Below are 24,110 nucleotides of genomic sequence, written 5' to 3'. Positions count from 1 at the left end.
CGTGGCGGAAAACCAAAACAGCCTGACCCTGCGCCTTGCCGGGGGCGGTTACGAGGACCTGTACCCCTGGGAACTGGAACTGGAAGAGGGGCTTTCCCGGCTCTACCGGGGCAGGCTGACCGTACTCAGCAGCACCTTTCACCCCATGGAGGATTTTGCAGAGCTGCTGGACAAGAAGCTTACCCTAAGCATTACCCAGCGCCTGGGGGACAACCGTACCCGCCGTACCCGCTGGCTCCACGGCATCGTAAGCGCCATAGCATGTACCGGCGTTATTGTCGGGCTGGACAAGCAGGACTGTTACCGCACGGTATTTACCATAGAGCCGGAACTGGCCCGGCTCCGCCATACCCTGCAGAGCGAATCCTTCTTCCATGTACCCCCCCTGGATATTGTGGAGACCCTCCTGAACCGTTACGGCCTGAAGGGCAATTTCAGCGGCGATTATATCGACCGCCGCAAGTACGGACCCCATTTGCTGTTCCAGGAGGTAAACGAGCCGTGTCTGGCCTTTCTGGACCGGCTGCTTCGGATCTACGGGCTTTCCTATACCTTTTGCCACCCCGGGCCGGGGGATTCGGGTCTTGCGGATGCGGAGCTGTATTTTTCCGACGGCGAAAAGTTTCCCCTTTCCGGGGTGGTATATTCCGACAAGCGGAAGGTCCCGGCAATAGGACGCTTTGACTTTTTAAGCAAAGACGAGGGGCAGAACCAATGGAAAATGGATAACTGGTGTATGGAGAACAATATCGGCGTTGACGGCCTGACCCTTTCCGCCGTCTATCCCGAATCCTTCCGGGGAAACAGCCAGTGGCAGCGGGGCCAAACCAGGGCAAAGGACCGGTACCACGATTATACCGCCCATTTCCACCAGTATGAACGGGGAACCCCGGAAGCGGAAATGGATGATGACATTAAGCTCATCCTGGACGCCCGGTACCTGGCCCTGCAGTACGCCAAGTCCCGGTGGGAAGGGGAGGCGGAAAATTTGGCCCTGGTTCCGGGCCTGGTATTTGAGCTTGCCCATGTATACGGCCGGCAGGACCGCCGCGTTATTACCGCCCTGGTTACGGAACTCGCGCTCCGGGCCCGGACCATCTGGCCCGTGGATCTGGCCGCGCCTTCGGATATCGTCCAGGGGGAATGTATCAAGGCGCGGGCAGTATGTATGGATTTTGGCAAGGACGCGCAGAGGCGTTTCGTCCCCATCAATTTATAAGGAGAAGAAAAGGATTATGGAAGCTGACATTTATACGGTAAGTAATGCTGACGGGTCGATATGTACCAAACAGAAGGAGGGAGACCCTGATATTTTCCCCACACTAGGCTCAGGGACAGAAGCAGGGAGGACAGACTACTATTCCTTTTATGTGGTCAAAGTAGTCAACGGCAAGGCCCAATCGAAAACGGATGGTAATGTAGATGTCAAGGAGGTTAAGATTATCCTGCCCCTGGGCGGTGAAAATGCGGGGCTTTTCCGCTTTCCCCGCACCGGGGAAAAGGTCCTCGTCGGGCTCATGCCAAGTTTCAATGTGTTGTTGGGGTATGTTCCGGACCCTGACCACCTTTTTTACCCGGAGATAGCGGAGCATTGTAAAGATGATAGTGATAACAATTTCATAGCAAAACAGAAAAACCCCGGCAGTATGGAGGATTTCACGGAAAGGCACGGCATGTCGTTCCGATATAATACGACGGCGGAAAAGACGAAAGAGAAATCGGTGGGATTTACTCTAACATCGATTGCGCATGACGCGGATAAAAAGGAAATCATCTCAAACTTCTCCATAGCAAAAAAGATAACCGATACCTTGCGCTTGGTTTTTGATGAGGAGATTGCATTAAGCGCCGACAATATTATCATAACTAAGGCAGAAACGAGTAACGCTGAGTTCACCAAGGGAACGCTGACAAGGGGTTCGGATAATAAGACTTATGACATGGCGATAACGGTAACGAAAAAGGGATACATAGTGGTCGGGGTGGAAAAAGATGGCTATGTCTTCCCGGATTCGCCGAAAGTAAAATACTTATACTGCGATACAGCTGATAACATAGAGGCAGAACCGTCTGGAACGGAACCCAAGGTTTCTCCCTCCGCCATGGAAATAAAGGGAGTAACAACCCAAACAGAGATCGGCTTTTACCGTAAAAAGGCCAAATGGCCTAGGCTACCCCCGAATCAGCAGCCCAAAAAAGAGAAAGGTGAGAAGTGGAACGACATGCACTTTAATCCCCAGGACACCATCAATATCCAGTCCGCCGGGGACATCGAAACCCGGGCGGATAACTACCAGCTTTTAAAGGCAAAACGTTTTGAAATTCTGGTAAACACGGATGAGCTCAGCCCCAAGCTGCGGTTTGACAATTCCGATTCCCCTGATTGGACTTCCGACAAGGCCCCCGTGGGGGACAGCCCCCTAGACGACCCGATGCTTCACACGGGGGATATACATATCCGGGCGGGCCGAAATGTGATTATCAAGGCGGCTACTGAAATCCGGCTCCAGGTGGGGCGCACCACCCTGGTAATCAGCGATGCGGGCTTTACTGTGGTTACCCAAAAAACCAATTCCGGCGTGGGCTTAAGCTACGATACCTCCCTTTCTATGACCCCTCGGGGCGGGATAAGCATGACCGGACAAAGGGTCAATATTAGGGGGGTTGACGGCTTTTCCCTTGGGGATGGCTGGGGCGCCGCCGTAAACGCATCCATAGGGGGGCTCAACCTTGGCGGCAGATTTATCAAACAGTCCAATATGGATAGTTACGCTGCCATCGCTCTGTATACGGCCAATGCGGTTGAAGTGGCTCAAAACATATCGGAAGGTGCCGCTACCCTTCTTAAGAAGCCTTCCGCGCAGGAGGCGCTCTCCCAAAGTGTTTGGATATTTAAGCTTACCCAGACGATTGTTAAGGATGTTGCAGCTTTTATTCCTTGGCTCGGGAAATGGGACAATAAAGCACAAGCTTTTGTAAAAGGTATAGATTCAAACCCTCGAGCCGATAGAGTTACTGTTACTGCAAGAGGAGCGAGCGGAAATACGCAGGGTGCTAATAGCGGGGCAGTCGTGCAATCAATGAGGGAAAATCTGAGTGCGGCTCTTTCAGACTGTGAACCCATAGAAGTAGTTATGATATTTGTGAATATGCTCCTGGACATTACTAGTGCGGTGTATGAGGCAATTGATACCAGCTATGCCAAAAAGTGGCGGGATGATTTAAAAACAAGTACGAATACAGGCGGCTCGCTGACTTACCTCGGTAAAGATAAATCATCTGTGCGGGATAATATCAATGTGATAGCCTTGAGTGTTGATGACGGCATTATAGTCGCCGCCTTAGAGGCGATGTCCATTATTCTGGCAGCAATAAGCGTTCCCGGCGCGTCGGCGACCATACGTCTGCGGCCTTCGGGGGATATGGTGATAGGCGCCGCAACTTATATACAACAATACGGTGTAGCCGCTACGAAGAACGCGACGACGCTTAGTAAAATAAAAAAATGGGGAACCCATGTTCTTAATGCCATCGCCGGCGGCGGAATATTGGCGGCGGATATAGCAAAATTGATTGCTTCCCGTGGAACCATATACGACAGGGTTAAACCCTATCTAGAAAGTCTGGAACCACCACCGAAAACAGAGGAGGGTAAATGATGGAAGTAGATGACGATCTGAAAGGAGAGATACTGGGGGCGGTGGAATCCATCATCGGCGGTTCTGTGGCGGGGGCCATAGTGGCCGCCGCAGGGGCGGCCCTGCTGTCTCTGATCACCACCAACTCTGAAACGGACAGCCCGGCGGGCAAGCTGGGGCTCCACCCTACCGGTGAAAAGACCGCCATAGCCGGGGTAGACGTATCCGGGGCAGAGACCGAGGGCAAGCTGGCCCAGGACAAGGTGGCCGCCGCCAACGGCGAGGTTAAGGCCGCGGAGACCGAGGCCCGGGCCGCCACCGGCGAAGCCACCGCCGCGGATTCCGGGGCCTCTGCCCTGCGGACCAAGGCCGGGGCCTCGGACATCGAGACCAAAGCCCTAAAGATGACTTAAGGAGACCCCATGGCCGATAAACTTGAATGGATGAACAAACACCTTACCCTGATACGCTACCTTACCCTGGAGGATGCGGCGGAAAAGGAGGGCTACAAGATCCGGCCCGACCTGGCGGAACATTTTGTGGGGGTCCGGGCCGCGGAGGACATGGTCTTTAAATTAGCCCGCCTTGGGGACTACAAGAGCGGCTGCGAACTCCTGGCCTATATTGCCCACCGCCGGGCCGGGGTCTGGTGGGTATACCGCTGTATCCTCTCCCTGCTGGAGGAACTGGCCATAAACCCCGCGGTGGATCGGGACATCGCTGAAATCGGGACCAGCTTCGACATGAAGGTGCCGGAATGGGCCAAGGTGGAGATACCCAAGGCGACCCCTGCCCAGATCGAACAAATGAATGCCATGCTGGAACAGGCCAGGGCGGAACGGGCCGCGGCCCGGGCCAAGCTGGACCCGGAGATGCTCAAATTCGTGGAAGACGCGGTGGAAGTGGCCTTCCAGGAATTCAAGCGGGTCCACGGCATCCACCCCATGGATCTGCTCAAAAAAGCCGCCGCCCGGGTGGGGGAGGATCCCTACCAGCTCGATCCCAATTCCCCCATTTTTGTGGAAACCAAAAAGCTCAAGGAACAGATCCAGGCGGTGCGGAAAGAGACCGTGGAGACCATCAAGGCGGTGATCCCCCCCAAGGTCCCGGAACACGAAAAAAAGCTCCGGGACAACGCCCTTACCGCGGTGTACCGCTGGGTGGTGGCCCCCGACGAGCCCAACAGCAAGGCCTGCCTGGACATCGGCAACGAGTGCCCGGACACCCCCGCGGGGCTCCTCTCCCTCAGCGCCTTCTGGGCCTTCGGCAACCTGATGCCCGGCGGCGACCAGTTGGTCCCCACCCCCCCGGGGCTTGCCCCCAACGGCCTGGTACAGACCCTGCTCATGTGCGGCCTCCACAAGGGGGGGACCCGCAAGGTAAAGGAGCGCTACGAGGTCTACTTTAACCTGGGGGTCGACGTGCTGGGGGGTAAGGATAACTGGGAAGCGAGCCTTGCCGAAGGCAGGCCCCCCCACGAGGCGATCACCGCGGGCGCCCCGAATGGAAGCCCGCCCGCACCGCCGGACACCCCTAACAACGGCTATAAACGCTGGAAACCGGAGCCCAACACATAAGGGCCCCTAAAGCATCCCAAACCCGGCACAGCCGGGGGTATTTTTCAGTAGGGGAGTGCGGGCCATGACGGAAAGCCCTTCATGGCTGCGGCCCTTCCCCAAGGAGGCAATGATGACCAGGTATGTATCCCATCAGGATGATCAATTTCGTAAACCGGCGGACAATTTCCCCGGTTCCGGCCGCACCCGCCGGGGCGTAACCGGCCCGAATTCCCTCCGCCGTATCTTTGTCTGCATACTGAACATCCTTATCCTCCTGACTATCGGCGCCTGCCAAGGCCCCATGGGTCCCATGGGTCTGCCGGGCAGCCCCGGCGAACAAGGCGAAAAAGGCAACACTGGTAACACTGGTAACACTGGCCTGCCCGGCCTAAATGGTAAAGACGGCATATCCCTGGTCTGGAAGGGGGCCTATAAGAACCAAACTAAGGTGGAAGAACTCGGCCCTCCTCAGAATGGCTGGGCTTACTATAACGAAGATAACAAGGCATCCTACATCTACTACAATGGGTGGCAGCTCATTGCCAGGGACGGCGAGGACGGAGCGAAAGGCGACCCCGGCGTTTCGCTGGTCTGGAAGGGGGCCTATGACGCCGACACCGATCCGGCGCTTGTCAGCCCCCAGGATGGCTGGGCCTATTATAACACCACCGATGGTAATTCCTACATCTACGGCGGGCTCCCGGGCTACAAAGACTGGTATATCCTCGCCGGGAAAGGCGACCCTGGCCTAGTCTGGCAGGGGGCCTATAAAAACAAAGACGTTGATGAGCTTAAAAACCCTAAGCCGGGCTGGGCCTATTATAACACCACGGACAATAGGTCCTACATCTACTACAATAATCAGTGGAATGTCTTCGCCTATTCGCTGCACTGGAAGGGGGGGCCCTATGCCAGCGAAACCGATCCGGCGCTTGCCAACCCCCAGGATGGCTGGGTCTACCGTAACACAAATGGTATATGCTACATCTACAACAACCAGACATGGAATGAATTCACCCACGACGGCACGAATGGTACGGACGGCGTTTCAATAGTCTGGCAGGGGGCCTATAAAAACAACGACGTTGATGAGCTTAAAAACCCTAAGCCGGGCTGGGCCTATTATAACACCACCGATGAAAATTCCTACATCTACGGCGGGGACCCAGTAGGCTGGTATATCCTCGCCAAGAAAGGCGGCCCCGGATTAACCAAGGTGTATGATTCGGCTGCAACCCCCAAATTTATCGGGTATGCCATCGGCACCGGCAATGAGGGTCAGCATGGTGAGGAGTATGTTATCCATATAATAAGGCCCGTTAAGGTTGATAATAAAGAAAGACTGTATTTTTTCAAGCTGAATTGGAACGGGCAAATAGCGCTTGAAAGCAGCCCGGGTTCCTTTCTATATGACTCTGGCCTTGACTATGGAATGGAAACCTATATCCCCTATCGTGTTTTTGGAAGTAAAGCGGTGTCAAATCCTGCTGTTTCCCTGTATACCTTCAATGAGTATACCACTGCCGGCCTGGGTGCGGGTACCTCTCAAACGAACTATTCCGGCTATGCCAAAGATGCTTTCGGCGTCGCATATACCGCCGCTTCATCGGTGGCTCCGCTATACAAGGTCAAACAATTAACTGGATGGAGTGCTATAGATCCGGACATGACAGATCCGGTGGGGCCGCTCAGACTTGAATTACCCAAATAGCCGGAGCCGTGCCGGCGTAACCGGTGAACAATGCACCGTACCCCCCGCGCTTCGCATTGATCGTAACGCGGCTTGCGGGTATACTCAGGGGGCGGAACCGGGCAAAAGCCCGGTTATGGCCCGTATGAACGAAAAAGGAGGCCCCTATGGCAGATTATGTACCCCGCCCGGATAATACAGTAGGGGCGAAAAATAGCTGTGCCCCGGCCTGCCGCATCCCCGGGGCCAGCGCATTGTCCCCTAAGGAGGCGCGCCGGTGAACCATGCAGTAAAGGGATTCGTTTTTTTCCGGCTCCTGGGCGCGGCCCTGATCCTCTGGGCCCTTTCCGGCTGCGCCAGCCAGCGCCGGGTGGTGGTGGGCCTTTCCCCGGATCTGGAGGACCATTACGCCATATACCCGTCGGTAGAGTTTGACATCGCGGCGGTTACCGCCGAGGAGGCGGATCAGATCAAAAAGGACGGGGTGGACAAGTATTTTGCCCCCGGCAGCCCCCTGCGGAAACGGCTGGAGCCCTTTACCGTGTATTTTTCCCAGGAACAGACCGTGCCTGCCACCCTGTACTTCCGGTCGGATTACTGGGACCGGTGGCTCAAGAAAAAGCCCGTCACCTTGATGCTTATCGCGGATCTGCCCCATTCCCCGGATATGCCCGAGGAAGATCCCCGGATCATCACCGTGGATCTTAAAAAGAACGGCATCTTTACCCGGCCGGTTTATGTGGAGATTGAACCCGAAAAGATCACCCGGGTGTTCGAGCTGCCCAAAGACCCCCGGACCGGCCTGCCCGCGGAAATCCGGCGGCCGAATAACCGGGAGGCCGCGGTACGGGTCCACGAGACTTCCCCGGCCCCGGAGAGCGGCCAGACCCCGGGGGAGGGAGAAAGCTCCGGTGACGGAGAAACCAATACGTGAGGGTAATCTATGCGCTTTGAAGAATTATTGCATTGGAACGACGGCCAGTTTTTACAGCCCCACCATTTTCAGTATCAGCAGCGGACCATCTCGGAATATACCCGGCTTAACCGTTCCTTTTTTCTGCCCTATGCCTATGGGCTCATCGATTTTGAGCTTGACCTGGAAGCCCTGGAAGGGGGGCGGGTGGCGCTTAAGCGCTTTTCCGCGGTCATGGGGGACGGCCTGGAACTCTCCATGCCGGGGAACTGCATCCTAAAACCCCTGGATTTAAGTGAGGCCCTCAAGCAAAATCCCACGGACCTTACCGTGTATGCGGCGGTCCCCGACTGGTCCGAATTAGAGGCCAACCTCGCGGACGAGGATGCTTCCCAGGGGAAAAAGCGCTACCTGGCCCAGAAAAAACGGGTCCGGGACGAGAATGCCGGGGACAATGAAATAACCCTTATCACCCGCAGGATCAACGCCCGGCTGGTAACGGACCAGGACGATACCAAGGATATGCAGATCCTGCCCATACTTAAACTGAACGTCCTGACCCGGGATACCAGCCAGGGCCAGGTCAAGGTGGACGAAAAATACCTCCCTCCCTTTATGATGCTTACCGGCGACGACCCCCTCTTCAACATGGCCGTGGGGCTTATCCCGGACATACGCCGCTGCCGGGATAAACAGCAGAGCGCCCTCACCGAAGCTCCCATGCAGGACGAGGCATTTTCCCGGACCGACGCCCTGGACGACGCCCGGTCCCTGCTCCTGCTGCGGACCCTGAACTATTACCAGCTCCGGCTTTCTTCCCTCCTGGTGGACGGCTTTATCACCCCCTTTACCCTGTATCTGGAACTGGCCTCCTTCCTCTCGGAACTCATGGGCATTAACCCCCAAAACGGCATCCGGGATATCCGGCGCTACGATCACGATGACCGCCTGCCGGTGTTTACCGAACTCTTTAAGGATATCCGTTCCTTTATCAGAAGCGAGGGCGGGGCAGGGTATATCCGGCTCAGCTTTACCCCCACCGAGGACGGCAATTACCTGTTCACCGGCATCAAAACCGAGGATATCGCCGAGGTCAACGAGATGTTCCTGGCGGTAAGTACCACGGCGGACGGGAATGAGGTGATCCGGGCCCTGGAGCAGGGGGATACCTTTAAGCTGATAAACCCCGGGGCAAAGTCCCTGCGGGTCCGGGGCATGAAGCTGGTGGGGCTGCGGTATCCCCCCCGGTTTTTGCCTATCCTGGAGGGCACCCTCTGGTTCCGGCTGGATCTCGCCGAATCCGCCAAGGTCTGGCGGGATATGTGTGAAGAAAAGGGAATGGTAATCGACTATGCCCAGGACCTCTTTCCCGGCCTGGAAACCTCCCTGTTTATCACCGTGGTGGAATAGGAGCAGCCCATGATCGTCCCCGCAAACCTTGAAGAGCTTTGCCGCCCGGTTTTGACCACCCTCTGCAATTATTGGCAGTTGAACCAGGCCGGGTATCCCCCCTTGATGGACAAATTCCGGGAGGATATGGAAACCGCCCTGCAGGACGCGAAACTTACCGCCTCGGCAGACCCGGTTCTCAGCCGGGAATATGAACGCATAGAACGGCCCCTGGTGTTTTTTATCGATTTTATGGTCAAGGAGGGGAGCTTCCCCTTTAACCGGGACTGGCGGGAACTGGGCAGGGACTACAACGAGCTCTCCGGGGATGAAAAGTTTTTCAACCTCCTCGCCGATGCCCTGGGGGACCACAAGGCCCATAACACCATTCCCCTCTTTTATACCATGCTCGGCCTGGGTTTTGAGGGGATCCATATTCGGGATCATGGGTATATCGAAAAAACCATGAAGGAATGTGCGGCCCGCTTCCCCGGGGAACTGGATATCCGGGAAGAACCCATAGTCAAGGTCGCCGCGGAAAAGCGGATCGCCGGATTAAAAAAGGGGCAGGCCCTGCGGCCCCTGCGGATGACCCTCTTTGTTGCCCTCCTTTTTTTGGTGGTTTCCCTGATCGTTAATTTTACGGTCTTTTTTGACACCACCCTCCCGTTCCGGGAAAGCTTGTCCCGCGCCGCTGCCCAGGCCCGGGAAATCCGAACCGGTCCCGATGAGGCGCCGTGATGTTTAAGCAGCTTACCTCTTTTTTTCCGGTTATCATCAATCTGATACGGACCAATAACCTGGCCAAGATCATTCTGGCTATCGTGCTGCTCCTCGTCGTGTTGCTGGTGGTGCTGCCCCTGATTGGAAAACTCAAGCGCAAGCGGATCAAGGCCAAGGAAACCCGGGACATCCTCAAGGACCTGATGGTGTGGCGCCATGTGGCCCAACTTGCCCAGGGGGGGGACAAGCATGCCCAGGCCAAGGAAGATCTCTCGGACAACATCCTCAAGATAGACGAACTCCTCAAGCAGGGCTTTGACCTGGCGGCCCTCCACGGCCGGGGCCTGTACGGGGTGCCCTGGTTCATGCTCCTGGGGGAACCCGGTTCGGGAAAATCCACCCTTCTGGAGGCGAGCGAGCTGGAATTGGTCCCCTCCGCGGAGGAGCGGAAGGCCGACCCCGGTGACAAGGGCCTGCCGGTGCGGGTCTGGCTGGGGGGCAAGGCGGTGGTCTGCGACATAAGCGGCAGCGTCTTTTTTGACCGCTGGCTCGAGGGCTCCAGCGCGGAGTGGACCCACATCATCCGGCAGGTCTGCCGCAAACATTACCGTAAACCCCTGGACGGGGTGATCCTGACCATTCCCGCGGACGCCCTTTTGACGGACGACGGGGACCTGACCCGCAAAAAGGCCACCCTCATGGCAAACGAGCTGGCCCACCTGTTGGATGCCAGCGGCATGCGGCTGCCCTGTTATGTGGTGGTGACCAAACTGGATATGGTAAACGGCTTCCGGGAATACGCCCAGGGGCTTTCCGGGGAACTGCGGCATCAGATCCTGGGCTACGAAAATAAAACCGCCTTTTACCGGTCGGAAGATTTTAAGGCCTTTTGGAACAGCCTCCTCGGTCGCTTCCGCTCGGGGTATAAACGAAGCATGATCTCCCGGGACATACAGCTCCGTATCTCCGGCGCATCAAACCGTATGGATGTAACGGGAAAACTCTTGGTATTTCCCGATAATTTCGACGCCCTGTACCAAAACCTCCATATTTATCTGGAGACCCTCTTTAGCGAAGACACCTTCCACGGAACCAAGGATACGGTTTTCGACGGCCTGTTCTTTACCAGTGCCACGGATCTGGGCTTTTCCTTCAGCCCCGGCATGGCCGCCCTGGCGGGAAAAACCACCGAGGACCTCCTCCTGTCCGAGGCAGCTCCCCCGGTCTCCCAGTCCTACTTTATCCGGGATATGCTGCAAAAGTTTATCTTCAACCCCTCCCCCCAGGCGGTCTTTGTCCGAAAAGAAGCCCTGAACCGGGCAATACCCCTCTTTGCCTTCTGCGGGTTGTTGATAATCCTTTCTTTTATCCTGCTCTTCACCGCCTTTTTCAGGGCCGATGATGTCACCGCCTCCCTGGCCCAGATTACCGCTTATTACCAGTCCCTGGCTCCCACCATCGGGGACCGGGACGGCGCCGGCCCCCCCCTCATCATAAAAAACCGGGATGGGACCTTTGCCATTAACACCAATCCCAGCCGGCAGAACAACGGGGCATCGCCGGTGCAGTTTTACTATAATGCCCTGGCCTATCGGAACACCAACCTGACCCCTTCCCTGGGTTTTCTGCTTTCGGATCTGATCACCTTCGGGGAATTTAACATGGGCCGCCGGGACCGGATCTTCATTACCAACCAGCTCTACGGCAGCCTTATCAGAACCCCCCTGATCAAGAGCGTGGGCTCTAAATTGATTGACCAGTCCTTTTCGACCCCCCTGCTTGACCGGGAATTGCGTTCGGTCATCGAGTCCTTTACCCTGCTTGATGAACTTGCCCGGGATGATTTTCAGCGTATCTTTCGCTCCAATCAATACGATTCGGAAGTCATGATAGCCTATATTCTGCCGGAACTTTCCAACGATTCCCGGGCCCTGCTTAACAGCTTTATCGCCAACCATGACCGGCGTTACACCTTTTCCGAAGAAGCGGCCTATGTCTACTCCAATGATTTTCTCCAGGCCAAGGGGGCGGCGCTGCAGATCATCCTCTCCGCCTGGCAGCGGCTTTCGGTTTACCCCGATTCCCTCTACGGCAAAATAAAAAACCTGGTTTCCATTTCCCAGAATATTGTTACCAATTACGGCCGGATTACCCTGCTCCTGCGCCGGGCCGTTGACGCCGATTCCCTCCGGGATGTGGAGAACCTGGTTGCCGAATGGAAGGACCTGTCCCAAACCCAAACCAGCCTGGTCTCCCGGGGCAGGGAGATTTTCGCGGAAATAAAGAGCGAAATGCTCCGGGTTAATATACCCCTGGGCCTTAACGACTCCGAGGGCGCCGATCCCTTTGGAAACAACCTGATAAACGACTACCTGTTCAACGATTTGGTGATCAATTACGCGGTAAAGGATTATACGGATATTTTCAAGCGGGATATGGATTTTATCAGGAAAAAGAGCACCGGGACCCGCGGAATCCCCGGGGCGGTCAGCCTGCTGGAGCAGGAATTTTCCCGTAATCTGACCCGGGAACTGGAAAACCTGCGGACCGCCGCCCTGAGCCTTAAAAGCAATGAGCTTTTGTCCCAAAAAATGACCGATGACCCGGCTTCGGAATCCCTTTTTATGGTGGTGGAACGGATATTGACCCTTGCCGGGGCCATTGACATCCTGGACCCGGCCCAGCTGCGGAATACCGTTAATTTGGATTGGATGAGCGGCCAGTATGACATCATCGCTGCCTTTGATAATTACGAATCCTACGTTAAACCCTATGCGGAAAACGAAAAGACCGCGACCCTTATCGGCAACGGCCGGATCATCCTCGCTGCCCAGGCCTATCTTAACCGCTACCTGGTCCTCAGCGTCGAATACGACTTCCTCTCCAGCTCCCCGGAAAATATCAGCGCCATGATAGCCCTCCGCTCGGAAGAGGAAGACCGGGATGTGTTCTCCCTCACCGGCCGGGCAATCCAGAGCGCCCTGGGGGGGATAAACTATAACCGGGGCTATGATCCGATCATAGTAAAGGAGATAAGCGACGGCATCGCGGCCTATAACGATCTCTTTACCCAGTATGTAAATCTTACCGACCAGCCGCACTTCCTGCAAAACCAGGATGGGACCATCTATCAAACCGAAGCCTTTAGTAAGTACCTCGGTTTATTCCTCAGCTATTGGGGGAATTACCCCGACAACGCCTATATCCCCTCCCCAAGCTGGCGGGAATACCGGGCGCGGGTGGATCAAACCAAACCCTACCAGATCAATTCGGTCCTCCAGTCCCTCTACACCGAATGTATCGACATACTAAACGATGTCAACGATATTGTGTTGTCCGAAGTCTTAAAGCGGGAAAAAACCGATTTCATCGCTTCCATGAACGACCGGATAAAGATGCTTTCCGCCTTTATGAGCGCCGATGCGGATCGGATGCTTACCGCCTGGGGCAGACTGCCCCCGGATGCGGAGGCGGCCTTTAAGCAGCTGCGGGCCTTACCCCTGGATGAAATTAAAGAAACCTATATGACCGTGTATTCCGATACCCGGAACATCAGCATAGGCTGGTGGAACGATTTTATCATGGACGGCGTCGGTACCCTGTCCAGAACCTATTGCGGCCTGAAACTGGCGGCCTTTGCGGAACAAATGGACAGCCTCCGGGTCTTCCCCCTGGTTGCCGACGCCCCCCGGCAGGAGGTCATCTCCATCAGCGCCCTGGAGGATCTGGCCCCGCTGCTCAAGGACATGGGGGCCGGCGATTTGCCGGTACAGCCCGTCGAAAATGAGGACCCCCTGGAACCGATACTGCATCCCATCCTGTTCCGGGGTTCCGCGGCCCGGACCTGGGCGCAGACCATCTATCAATTTGCCGTGGCCGCGGTCAATTCCGCCAAACCCCTCACCTGGACCCTCTCCCAGCCGCCCATTGACCTTCAGGGGAAACTCTCCCTGAGCGGCCGCCTCCTTGCGGTCAGCCGTTTCAGGTACCTGGAGGCTTCCGTCGCCGGGAGAAGCCCCCGGTCCTTTAACACCTATACCAATGAAAAGATCAGCCTGGCGGAGGGCAGCCCCGTGGACCAGGGGATCACCCTCAGGTTCTACCGGGCCTCCATGGACCGGGATCCGGCGGCGGTGGTTGCCTTTAATGACCCCTGGTCGATTTTTGATATCTATTTGCAGCGGGAGGCCATAAGCGACGGCCAGGGGGGCTTCTACTTTCCCGTCTTTGTGGCCGACGGACGGGGACAATACGTGTATTTTACGGGGATCGATTTTAGCGCCGAAATTCCAGGCCCGGATCGCTGGTATACCACCGTTACCTGGCCGAATCTGAGGATTGTGGACGGTATGGTTACGGTCAACCGCTGAGGGCAGGAATGGTTTACATGATCATCCAATTGGGATAAAGTAAGCAAGGGATAAAATGAATGGAAATTGTCAAAACCCAGTCGGAGGGTAAAACCGTCCTCACCATTAGCGGAAAGTTGAGCACCACCACCGCCCCGGAATTCAGCGCTGCGATGGAGGAAGTCCTGGCCTCGTCAAATGCGCTGGTTCTTGACTTTACCGGGGTAGACTATCTGGCATCGTCGGGACTGCGGGTATTGGTGATGGTGCAAAAAAGGCTCTATGCTTCCGGGGGGGCCCTGACCCTGCGCAATGTACGGAAAGAGGTAATGGAAGTTTTTGAAGTAACCGGCCTGGATGATATTTTTGATATCCAAAGATGACCATTAAACGTAAGATTTTAATCGTAATCCTGTCCACCTCCCTGGGGGCCCTCCTGGTGTTGAGCCTTGCCACCATGGTAAGTATTTTAAACATCCGCCGGACCACCCTTTCCCACAACGACACCCTGGGGGTTATGGCGGCCGCGGACAGTCAAAAGGCCCTGGAAGCCCAGCTGCAGACCCAGATGATGAGCCTCGTCCGGGACAAGGCCGCCTTGGTGAATGAAAAATTCCGGGCCATGGAGAATCAAACCAAACGGGTAGCGGATATCGCCAGTGATATCTATACCTACAAGGATCGGTATAGACCCCGGCCCATAAATTATTTACAGCCCGGAGAGGAGGGGTCCACGGATCCCTATTTAATGACCGCCCCGGGGGTATCCCTTGCCGCTATTCGGGAGGAAGTTTTCCTGGCGGCCAATATTTCCGATATTCTGGGGCAGTTTAATGTGGTAAACATCGACATCGTCGCCAGTTATATTGGCGGGGAATCCGGTTATTTTATCGTGGTGGACAAGGGATCTTCCGCTTTTAACAAGAACGATTATGATGTGAAAAGCCGCGTTTGGTACCAGGGGGCCAAGGCCCGGAACGGCCTCTTTTGGACCGATGTTTTCGTGGATGCCCTTGGCCGGGGTGCCAGCATGTCCTGTGCCATGCCCTATTACGACTACTCCACGGGGGAGCCGGTGTTCAAGGGGGTGGCCGGCAACGGCATCCTGTTAACCGCGGTGGAAGATGTCATCAATTTAAGTACCATCGGCAAAACCGGTTATGCCTTTCTGCTTGATAATAAGGGCCGGGTAATCATAAGCCCCCAGGAAAAGATGCTCCGTACCAGCGATCCGGCAAGGATCCTGGGCGAAGATTACCTGCACAGTGATAATCCCGGGCTGCAGGAACTGGCAGAACGGATGATCGGCAGGCAAGAGGGCATTATGCCCCTGAGCATTGACGGGCAGGATATGTATGCCGCCTATAGTCCCCTGGGGGTGGTCGATTTTAGCATGGGGGTCATGATGACCGCCGACGAGGTTACCGAGCCGGCCCGGGCGATAGAGCGGAATATTATCGGACTTACCCGGGATGCGGTGGCGGGAATTAATAGAAGTTTTTTGACGATCCTCCTGATCATAGCGGGCGTGATAATCATAACCGCGGGTATTGCCCTCTACCTTGCCTTTCGCTTGTCCCGAAGCCTGACTGCCCCCATCGTAACCCTCTGCCAGGGGGCGGAGATTATCGGCGCCGGCGACTTGAATTATCGGCTTGAGGTCAACTCCCATGATGAAATCGGTATCCTGGCGGAACGGTTCAATCAGATGATCCGGGATATTAAAACGATCAACGGTGAAAAGGAACGGATCAACGGCGAATTAAGCGCCGCGGCGGATATTCAAACCAATATGCTGCCCCGGATCTTCCCCAAATTTTCAGACTGCGGGGAACTGAGCCTTTACGCGAAAATGACCCCGGCGAAAGAGGTCGGCGGGGACTTTTATGACTTTTTTTACCTGGATGCGGAAGAGACCCAAATCGCCTGTCTCATTGCCGATGTCAGCGGAAAGGGGGTCCCCGCTGCCCTGTTCATGGTGATTGCCAAGACCCTGCTCAAGATCCACATGATCAGTACGAATGATCCCGCGGAAACCCTGGATACGGTCAATAAGCTCCTCTGCGAGGACAACCCCCAGGGTATGTTTGTCACGGTTTTTCTCTATATCGTTGATTTGCATACCGGAAGAATGACCTATTCCAATGGTGGACATAATCCTCCCCTCCTCTCCCCTGCCGGGGAGCCCTACCAATTTATGCGGTTTAAGGGCGGCGTAGCCCTGGGTATATTCGAAGATGCCCAGTATCACCTGGGTCAACTGGATCTCCATGCCGGGGACCGGCTCTACCTGTATACCGACGGTGTCAACGAGGCGATGAATCAGGAGGGGGAACAATTTGGCAACGAACGGTTTCTGGAAAAGGCAAATGCCTGCCGCGATCTGCCGCCGGAGGCCTTTGACAAGGCCATCAGGCAGGAGATTACCCGATTTGTCATGGGGGCCGAACAGTCCGATGACATCACGACCCTGGCCGTAATCTACCATGGTGGGTATACCGATGAATCCCCTGCAAATGTATAACGCCCCGCCGGCCTTTGAAAAGGAAATAACCCTTTCCGCCTCCGCTGCTAACCTTGATCAGCTGCTTGATTGGGTAGAGACAACCCTAGCGGCTTATTCCTGTTCCACCAAGACCTGCCATCATATTATGATGGTAACCGAAGAGATCTTTATCAATATCGCCAAGTACGCCTATCCCGAACAGACCGGGGAAGCAACCGTGCGCTTCGGCAGGGCCGGAGACGCCTTGGTGCTGCAGTTCGAAGACGGGGGAACCCCCTTTAATCCCCTGCAATGGCCCGCCCCCCAAACCGGCGCTCCCATTGAGAAGCGTAACATAGGCGGCTTGGGCATACACCTGGTCAAAAAAATGACCGACCATGCTGCCTACGCCCAGGTAGGGGGCAAAAACCAACTAACCATTTATAAAACCCTATCGGAAATTGCTACCGAATAGCCGCCCCGCTCAAATTTTGGACCGCTCAATGAACCTTTTTGCCCGGGGGGGGACTTGGCCTCCACGGTCTCGACCTTGATGCCCTCAACATCGTATTTCGGACTTCAAGGCCGCCTACGTCCACTGACGGCGCCATCCCTGGCGCCTTTTCCTCGCATTCGCTCGGCGTGGACTCCGGCAAAAAGGCAAGCCTTTTTGCCTGTCTCGACCGTTCCGGCCCGCCTACGGACGCTGCCGCACGCATCCATGCGCGCTATCCTCCCTTTGGTCGGCGCGTCCTCCGGTTCAAGTCCCCGTTTTTTGCATAACAAAACCCCCGTCTAAGACGGGGGTTTTACTTTTTGCCCGGGGGGGGACTTGAACCCCCAAGCCCTTGCGAGCACTAGTACCTGAAACTAGCGTGTCTGCCAATTTCACCACCCGGGCGGATTTTAATACTATAGAACATTCTGAAACAAAAAGTCAAGCATACGGAGAACTTAGTGAGGAGGGAGGAATGAGAAGTTAGGAGAGACGGGAAAATCAGGACGCAGTTCCCTACTATACAATAATAATTACCTCTCCCGCAGCCGGCGGTTTTCCTCCTCCAGTTGTCGGATCTGTTCCTGAACTTGCCGGAGCTGCTCTGCGTATTCGGTCTTGGCCTCTTCCCATCCCGTTTGCCGGCCCTTTGCCAGACCCTCCTCCAAGCCCTCTTCCCGGCCCTTTGCTAAACCCTCCTCCATGCCTTCCTCCCGCTGAATGGCAAGGGCATCGTCCCAGTTCCATTCGGTAAATAACATATTCATTACCTCCGTTGAGTGGATTTCCAAAAATTCTTTCAAAATATTTTGTTTTATGCACTCTTTTACCGCCTGCTTTATCGCCTCTTCCCGGCTTTTTCCCGCTTCCTCGTACTCCCGTACCGTGGCGATGAAGGCGCTGTACCCCGCAAGGGCCTTGCACCGCCGGATTATCGGCTCGTTGTGGCCCCGGTTGATGTTGTAGACCTTTACCGTGAGTTCCAGGGATATATCGCCTTTGGTAATACCGAGTTCCGCAGGGTCATGGAAGGCATCGGAGAGTTTCAGGGTTGTTTCGTCCGGGTAGGGGGCGGCGCCATTATAGAGCACGATGAACTCCGGCAGGGGCAGGGGAACCCGCTTCCCCCGGTAGATGTTCTTTTCATCGGTGATACGTTCGTAAAGCCTGGCGACGTAGAGGAGCAGGCGCAGGGGCATGTTTTCATTTATGGTGGATTGGTGTTCTATGAGGACCACGAGCAGGCCGCCGATAATAAAGGAGATGTCATTCATTCGGCCCTTAAAAAGGGTACCTTCCAGGGTGTTGATAGTGATGGGCACGTCCGGGGGCAGGGTCACCCCCGATAGGGCGCCGTAGAGTTCCCGGAGAGTATCGGGATTACTGAAAAGCCAGGAGAATACACTGTCTTTATATTCACGGTTTGCGCTCATTACCGTCACCGGTTTTAATAGTACCGAATTTTCGGGGGAAATTCAACCGGACGCTTTACACCATGCCCCAAAAAGGAAAAAGGTACTAGGCAATAGCCGTTTCCAGGGCTACCTCCATCATCCGGGTAAAGGTCGTTTGCCGTTCTTCGGCGCTGGTTATTTCGTGGGTGATAAGGCTATCCGAAATAGTCAGTATGGCCAGGGCTTCCCGGCCATATTTTGCCGCCAGGGTGTAAAGCTCGGCGGTCTCCATTTCCAGGGCCAGGGCGCCGAATTTGGCCCAGAGCTTCCATTCATCGGGATCTTCGGTGTAGAACATATCGGAACAAACCACATTACCCACCTTAGGCTGCCAGCCCTTGGAACGGGCAATGTCATAGGCGGTTTTCAGCAGAAAAAAATTCGCCGTCGGGGCAAAATTCCTCCCCTTAAATCGAATGGCATTGGCCCCGGAATCGGTGGAGGCCGCCATAGCCAATACCAAATCCCGGACTTTTACCTGGTCCTGGATCGCCCCGGCAGTCCCTATCCGAATCGCCCGTTTAACCCCGTAATCCCTGAATAATTCGTTAAGATATATTGAAATTGAAGGAATTCCCATCCCGGTCCCCTGGACCGAGACCGGTTTCCCCTTATAGCTGCCGGTATACCCCAGGATATTCCGGACCTCGGTATACAAATGGGGTTTTTCCAGGAAATTTTCAGCGATAAATTTGGCCCGCAGGGGATCGCCGGGCAATAAAATGACCTCCGCAATCTCCCCCGCCTGGGCCGCAATATGAATAGACATATCCACTCCTCTTAAGGCATAAACTATCCCAAAACGCAGTTTGGTCGTGGAATTAACCAGGAAAAAGCAGTTAAAAGCCCGCTTTCCCGTTAAATTCAGCGCAGCCATCCCTTCAAAACTGAATTTTCAGGATATTTCCAATTATAGTTAAAATCCGGTAAATTTATAAGTCCCCCGTTCATTTTTATAGAACTCCCCTTGACACAATTTGCTTATTCTGTTATGTTCCTAGAACGTTATAGAATGTAGTTTCTATGCCCTTGTAGCTCAGTTGGCAGAGCACATCCATGGTAAGGATGCGGTCAGCGGTTCGATTCCGCTTGAGGGCTTGACCGAAAACGGAATCGAAGGGCGCGAACGCCGACCGTAGGGAGGTAAGGCGCACAGGAGGTGCGCCGCCAGGGAGCGCCCCGGCCTGGAGTGAGTGAACACGGACGTTTACGAACGGAAGGCGATTCCGCTTGAGGGCTTGACCGAAAACGGACTATAGCTGGGTTTATTTATAAGGAAATTTGAACCGGAAGGGGCTGGATTATGGCGAGTAAAAAGACAGCGGTGGAGCTTATTGCTCTCCAATGTAGTGAATGTAAACGGAAGAATTACACTACCCAAAAAAACAGGCGGAATATGCAGGAAAAGCTGGAGCTTAACAAATACTGCCCCTTTGACCGAAAGCATACCCTGCATAAGGAAACAAAGATCAAATAGTGTTTTTTAGGCCAGTAGCTCTAATGGTAGAGCGTCGGTCTCCAAAACCGAATGTTGTGGGTTCGAGTCCTACCTGGCCTGGGACGAAAGTATTGTGAGCGAAAGAGTTCCAGGTAGGACTCGAAGGGCTTTTGCGGCCGGTTCAAGGCGAGACATCGCAGCCTTGAACCGGCAAACCGCCATGGATGGCGGTTTAGCAAAAGCCCCGGCCCGGAGGACCGAGACAGGAGGTCGAGGTCCGTAGGGGAGTCCTACCTGGCCTGGGAAGAATATTGTTTTGAGCAGAAAGAGGCCAGGTAGGACTCGAAGGGTTCGACCCGCCGACCAACGGGAGGAAAAGAGCGCAGGGATGCGCTCGACAGGGTCGAACCCCGGCCCGGAAGCCCGAAGCAGGGATGCGGAGGGCTGTAGGGGAGTCCTACCTGGCCTGGGACGAAAGTATTGTGAGCGAAAGAGTTCCAGGTAGGACTCGAAGGGTTTGACCCGCCGACCAACGGGAGGAAAAGAGCGCATGGATGCGCTCGACAGGGTCGAACCCCGGCCTGGGTACAAGGCGTCAATCCCAAAACTCAGGGGAGTGGGGGATTGGTCAGGGGAAAAGCGGTCGAAAGTCCGGTTTTCCCGCGAAATTCACGGTAGTATTCCCAAACTTTTTTGGGAATGTCTTCATAAAGAGGGCGGAATGAACAAACTGGTTCAATTTATAAAGGAATCTTACGCGGAACTCCGTAAAGTTGTGTGGCCCAGCAGGGATGATGTGGTCAGTTCCGTAAAGGTCGTTATTGTTTCTACCATAATTTTTGCTGCGGTGTTGGGCTTGGTGGATGTGTTGCTTCTCTTGGGCGTACAAGCTATATTTTAATAAGGAAAAAAATGGCGACGGGCTGGTATGTTCTCCATACCTATTCGGGATACGAGAATAAAATAGAAAAAACCATCCACATCATGATTGACTCGGGAGAACTCGAAAAAGAAGTGGTTCGGGATGTAAAGGTCCCTTCTGAAGAAGTGGTGGAGGTCAAGGACGGTAAAAAACGGACCTTGACCAAGAAATTTTTTCCCGGATATATCCTGGTGGAACTGGATCTTCCCGACGCCGGCTGGAAGGCGGCGTGTTCAAAGATTAAAAAGATCCAGGGGGTCACGGGCTTTGTGGGAACCCCGGCGGATAAAAAGCCCCAGCCCCTCAGCGGGGATGAAGCCCGGGCAATTCTGCAGAAATCCGGGGAGATCAAGGGCGAGCGGCCGGCCCGATCCCGTCAGACCTTTACCGCCGGGGAACAGGTCAAGATCATTGACGGCCCCTTTGAGTCTTTCACCGGCACCATTGAGGAAGTGAATCAGGAGAAAAACAAACTCAAGGTCATGGTTGGTATCTTTGGCCGAAACACCCCGGTGGAAGTGGATCTCCTCCAGGTGGAGAAAGCGTGAATTATAAGTAGGAGGGGGCCCAGGTCCCCGTTAGTCCGGCGGCGGCCGGACATACTACGAAGGAGTATATATGGCAAAGAAAAAGATAAGCGCCATGATCAAGCTCCAGTGTCCCGCGGGCAAGGCCACTCCGGCCCCGCCGGTGGGACCTGCCTTGGGGCCCCATGGCGTCAGCGCTCCGCAATTCGTCCAGCAGTTCAATGAGCGGACGAAAAACATGGAGCAGGGACTCATTATACCGGTGGTTATCACCGTGTATGCGGATAAATCCTTTACGTTTATCCTCAAAACCCCGCCGGCGGCGGTGTTGATCAAAAAAGCCATTGGCCTTGAAAAGGGATCCGGCGAATCCCACAAAACCAAGGTCGGTAAGATTCCCCGGGCAAAACTTGAGGAAATCGCGAAATTAAAAATGGCGGATCTTTCGGCCAATGATATCGAAGGGGCCATGAAGATCATCGCCGGGACCGCCCGGTCTATGGGTGTAGAGGTAGAAAAATGAAACACGGAAAAAAATACCTCGACAACCTTAAAAAATACGATGGGGCCCTTTCATACGATATAAATTCCGCTTTGGAGCTCGTTAAAGCCTTTGCGCCCGCAAAATTTGATGAGACCGTGGATCTTTCGGTGAAACTCAACCTGAAAAAAAGCCAATCCGTTCGGGATACGGTGGTGCTTCCCCATCAGTTTCGGGCGGAAAAGCGGGTTTTGGTGTTCTGTAAAGCGGAAAAAGAGAAGGAAGCCCAGGATGCGGGGGCTACCTATGTGGGCGCCGAGGATCTTATCGAGAAGATCCGGGGCGGGTGGCTTGATTTTGACGTGGCGGTAGCCACCCCGGACATGATGAAAGACGTGGGTAAACTCGGTATGGTCCTGGGCCGCCGGGGCCTCATGCCGAATCCCAAAACCGGGACCGTTACCTTTGACCTCAAGGGCGCCCTTTCGGAACTCAAAAAAGGCCGGGTGGAATTCAGGGCCGATAAGACCGGGGTGGTACACCTGGCGGTGGGAAAAGTTTCCATGGACAGTGAAAAGGTCGCGGAAAATATCCGTACCGTGGTTACCGAAATTAAGCGGAAAAGGCCCGCCGACGCAAAGGGTGATTTCATCCAAACCGTTTCGGTGGCTTCCACCATGGGACCCGGAGTATGGGTCTCCATCAAGGATGAAGAGTAGCCCGGCCCGGCCGGCGCTCAGGGTAAGGAGTTAAACCATGGCGATAGTCGCTAAAAAAATACAGGATGTTAAAGTCACATCCATCAATGAATTAAAAGAGGTCTTTGGTAAAACCAAAGATTTTATCTTTGCCGATTACCGGGGGCTTACGGTAGAGCAGATTACCATCCTCAGAAAGCAGCTTCGGGCTAAAGAAGCTCACTTTAAGGTGGTAAAAAACAATTTTGCCCGGCTCGCCTTTGAGCAGCTATCCGCCCCGGATGTGGCCGCGTATCTTACCGGCCCCACGGCGGTGACCATTGCGCTCAAGGATCCCAATGAGGTCGCTAAAATTCTCCTGGATTTTGCCCGGGAAACTCCGGCGCTTCATGTCAAGGGCGGATTAATGGGGGATACCATATACGATGCCAGGCAGATCGAGGCCTTTTCCAAACTCCCCGGCAGGCTGGAACTTATCGCCATGCTTATGTCGGTGATGAACGCCCCTGCCCGGAACCTGGCCGCGGCCCTGAACGACATCAACGCCCGGCTGGTCCGTACCATTAAGGCGGTGGGGGATCAAAAGGCGGCCGGTTGAGCCGGTTTTAAAACGCTGGGTAAGAAGAACCTTCAGGCTTCGGATGCTGCCGTTCCTGTCGGTTGTATATATTCCGGGATGGTTCCCGGAAGCATCCTCGGGGATGCGCTGTGCCCGTATGGGCGCATATTTTAAGGTATTTATTGAGGAGAAGATAATATGGCAGCCCTTACTACTGATCAGATTATTGAAGCGATTTCGTCCATGACTGTGTTGGAAGTTTCCGAATTGGTTAAGGCCATGGAGGAAAAATTCGGTGTTTCCGCCGCTGCTCCCGTAGCTGTGGCCGCGGCCGGCGCCGCTCCTGCCGCCGCGGAAGCTGTCGAGGAGAAGACGGAATTCAATGTTATTCTTAAGGCCTTTGACGATACCAAAAAAATCGCGGTTATCAAAGAGGTCCGGGCAGTTACCGGACTTGGTCTCAAGGAGGCAAAGGATCTTGTGGAGGGCGCTCCCAAGCCCCTCAAAGAGAATGTCTCCAAGGAAGAGGCCGCGAAAATTAAGGATCAGGTCACTGCTGCCGGCGGTACGGTTGAAATTCAGTAGACGAGACAGACAACAATTCTTTTTTTCTCTTGAACAAGGGATACGGCAAAGGATGATCCCCCGTTTTGGTATAACCAGAGCGGGGGTATATTGTCCGGTGGCGCGATCCCGGGGTTTCCGTTTTTTACCGGAGCCCTTTTGTAGTTTGGGGGGTACGCGGCCCAAGGGGGGATATTCGGTAAACATATCCCTCCGGGCGGTCAG

General features: G+C 54.8%; 21 protein-coding genes and 3 tRNA genes. 21 read left to right on the top strand and 3 right to left on the bottom strand.

Going from position 1 to position 24,110, the window contains the following annotated elements:
• Position 1 precedes the first annotated feature (1 nt).
• The 12 genes from LQZ21_RS04730 (at position 2) to LQZ21_RS04675 (ending at position 17,221) form a co-directional block, all read left to right on the top strand.
• A complete protein-coding gene (locus tag LQZ21_RS04730; protein WP_411043021.1) occupies positions 2–1,219 on the top strand; it encodes a contractile injection system protein, VgrG/Pvc8 family in 1,218 nt (405 codons plus the stop codon).
• Positions 1,220–1,235: 16 nt separating this feature from the next.
• Positions 1,236–3,659 carry a hypothetical protein gene (locus tag LQZ21_RS04725; protein ID WP_411043020.1) on the top strand — a complete coding sequence of 808 codons (2,424 nt, stop codon included), beginning with the start codon at positions 1,236–1,238 and terminating at the stop codon, positions 3,657–3,659.
• The gene (locus LQZ21_RS04720) at positions 3,656–4,051 is read left to right on the top strand and encodes a hypothetical protein (RefSeq protein WP_411043019.1); all 396 of its coding nucleotides are present in this window, start codon (positions 3,656–3,658) and stop codon (positions 4,049–4,051) included. The genes LQZ21_RS04725 and LQZ21_RS04720 overlap by 4 nt, the downstream gene beginning before the upstream one ends.
• Before the next feature lie 9 nt (positions 4,052–4,060).
• Positions 4,061–5,215, top strand: coding sequence for a DUF6931 family protein (locus LQZ21_RS04715; protein ID WP_411043018.1), 1,155 nt, complete (start codon positions 4,061–4,063; stop codon positions 5,213–5,215).
• Between the two features lie 64 nt (positions 5,216–5,279).
• Positions 5,280–6,908, top strand: coding sequence for a hypothetical protein (locus LQZ21_RS04710; RefSeq protein ID WP_411043017.1), 1,629 nt, complete (start codon positions 5,280–5,282; stop codon positions 6,906–6,908).
• Between the two features lie 256 nt (positions 6,909–7,164).
• Positions 7,165–7,821 (top strand): hypothetical protein, encoded by a 657-nt coding sequence (locus LQZ21_RS04705; RefSeq protein ID WP_411043016.1) that lies wholly within the window; start codon positions 7,165–7,167, stop codon positions 7,819–7,821.
• 9 nt (positions 7,822–7,830) lie between these two features.
• Positions 7,831–9,210, top strand: coding sequence for a type VI secretion system baseplate subunit TssK (tssK, locus tag LQZ21_RS04700; protein ID WP_411043015.1), 1,380 nt, complete (start codon positions 7,831–7,833; stop codon positions 9,208–9,210).
• Between the two features lie 9 nt (positions 9,211–9,219).
• Positions 9,220–9,930, top strand: a complete 711-nt coding sequence (locus LQZ21_RS04695; RefSeq protein ID WP_411043014.1) for a DotU family type IV/VI secretion system protein — start codon at positions 9,220–9,222, stop codon at positions 9,928–9,930.
• The gene (locus tag LQZ21_RS04690) at positions 9,930–14,282 is read left to right on the top strand and encodes a type VI secretion system protein (RefSeq protein ID WP_411043013.1); all 4,353 of its coding nucleotides are present in this window, start codon (positions 9,930–9,932) and stop codon (positions 14,280–14,282) included. Before LQZ21_RS04695 ends, LQZ21_RS04690 begins: the two co-directional genes overlap by 1 nt.
• Before the next feature lie 59 nt (positions 14,283–14,341).
• Entirely contained in the window at positions 14,342–14,644 is a 303-nt protein-coding gene (locus LQZ21_RS04685) for an STAS domain-containing protein (RefSeq protein ID WP_411043012.1), read from the top strand.
• Positions 14,641–16,785, top strand: coding sequence for a SpoIIE family protein phosphatase (locus LQZ21_RS04680; RefSeq protein WP_411043011.1), 2,145 nt, complete (start codon positions 14,641–14,643; stop codon positions 16,783–16,785). Before LQZ21_RS04685 ends, LQZ21_RS04680 begins: the two co-directional genes overlap by 4 nt.
• Positions 16,763–17,221 (top strand): ATP-binding protein, encoded by a 459-nt coding sequence (locus LQZ21_RS04675; RefSeq protein WP_411043010.1) that lies wholly within the window; start codon positions 16,763–16,765, stop codon positions 17,219–17,221. Before LQZ21_RS04680 ends, LQZ21_RS04675 begins: the two co-directional genes overlap by 23 nt.
• Before the next feature lie 342 nt (positions 17,222–17,563).
• On the opposite strand, the gene LQZ21_RS04670 is transcribed toward LQZ21_RS04675, so the two are convergent.
• From LQZ21_RS04670 to deoD, 3 genes are all read right to left on the bottom strand, one after another.
• Positions 17,564–17,647, bottom strand: a tRNA-Leu gene (locus LQZ21_RS04670).
• Between the two features lie 128 nt (positions 17,648–17,775).
• Entirely contained in the window at positions 17,776–18,675 is a 900-nt protein-coding gene (locus tag LQZ21_RS04665) for an Rpn family recombination-promoting nuclease/putative transposase (RefSeq protein WP_411043009.1), read from the bottom strand.
• 85 nt (positions 18,676–18,760) lie between these two features.
• On the bottom strand, positions 18,761–19,465 hold the full coding sequence (gene deoD / locus LQZ21_RS04660) for a purine-nucleoside phosphorylase (protein WP_411043008.1): 705 nt from the start codon (positions 19,463–19,465) through the stop codon (positions 18,761–18,763).
• A gap of 256 nt (positions 19,466–19,721) precedes the next feature.
• On the opposite strand from deoD, the gene LQZ21_RS04655 reads away from it, so the two are divergent.
• The 9 genes from LQZ21_RS04655 to rplL all read left to right on the top strand — a co-directional run bounded on the left by LQZ21_RS04655 (position 19,722) and on the right by rplL (position 23,906).
• Positions 19,722–19,794, top strand: a tRNA-Thr gene (locus tag LQZ21_RS04655).
• 205 nt (positions 19,795–19,999) lie between these two features.
• On the top strand, positions 20,000–20,173 hold the full coding sequence (rpmG, locus tag LQZ21_RS04650; protein WP_411043007.1) for a 50S ribosomal protein L33: 174 nt from the start codon (positions 20,000–20,002) through the stop codon (positions 20,171–20,173).
• Between the two features lie 8 nt (positions 20,174–20,181).
• Positions 20,182–20,254 (top strand) — tRNA-Trp (locus tag LQZ21_RS04645).
• Positions 20,255–20,855: 601 nt separating this feature from the next.
• Positions 20,856–21,035, top strand: a complete 180-nt coding sequence (gene secE / locus LQZ21_RS04640; RefSeq protein ID WP_411043006.1) for a preprotein translocase subunit SecE — start codon at positions 20,856–20,858, stop codon at positions 21,033–21,035.
• Positions 21,036–21,046: 11 nt separating this feature from the next.
• Positions 21,047–21,604 (top strand): transcription termination/antitermination protein NusG, encoded by a 558-nt coding sequence (gene nusG, locus LQZ21_RS04635; RefSeq protein WP_411043005.1) that lies wholly within the window; start codon positions 21,047–21,049, stop codon positions 21,602–21,604.
• A gap of 70 nt (positions 21,605–21,674) precedes the next feature.
• Positions 21,675–22,106: a 50S ribosomal protein L11 gene (gene rplK / locus LQZ21_RS04630; protein WP_411043004.1), complete on the top strand. Its 432-nt coding sequence runs from the start codon at positions 21,675–21,677 to the stop codon at positions 22,104–22,106.
• The gene (gene rplA / locus LQZ21_RS04625; RefSeq protein ID WP_411043003.1) at positions 22,103–22,783 is read left to right on the top strand and encodes a 50S ribosomal protein L1; all 681 of its coding nucleotides are present in this window, start codon (positions 22,103–22,105) and stop codon (positions 22,781–22,783) included. Before rplK ends, rplA begins: the two co-directional genes overlap by 4 nt.
• Positions 22,784–22,820: 37 nt before the next feature.
• Entirely contained in the window at positions 22,821–23,360 is a 540-nt protein-coding gene (gene rplJ / locus LQZ21_RS04620) for a 50S ribosomal protein L10 (protein WP_411043001.1), read from the top strand.
• Between the two features lie 159 nt (positions 23,361–23,519).
• On the top strand, positions 23,520–23,906 hold the full coding sequence (rplL, locus tag LQZ21_RS04615) for a 50S ribosomal protein L7/L12 (RefSeq protein WP_411043000.1): 387 nt from the start codon (positions 23,520–23,522) through the stop codon (positions 23,904–23,906).
• The last annotated feature ends 204 nt before the right edge of the window (positions 23,907–24,110 follow it).

Source organism: Treponema sp. TIM-1, from assembly GCF_046533115.1.
In the GTDB taxonomy this organism is placed as follows: Bacteria; Spirochaetota; Spirochaetia; order Treponematales; family Breznakiellaceae; genus JAIRMO01.
The sequence above is the reverse complement of the archived record's forward strand: the minus strand, read 5'-3'. Positions and strand labels throughout refer to the sequence as shown.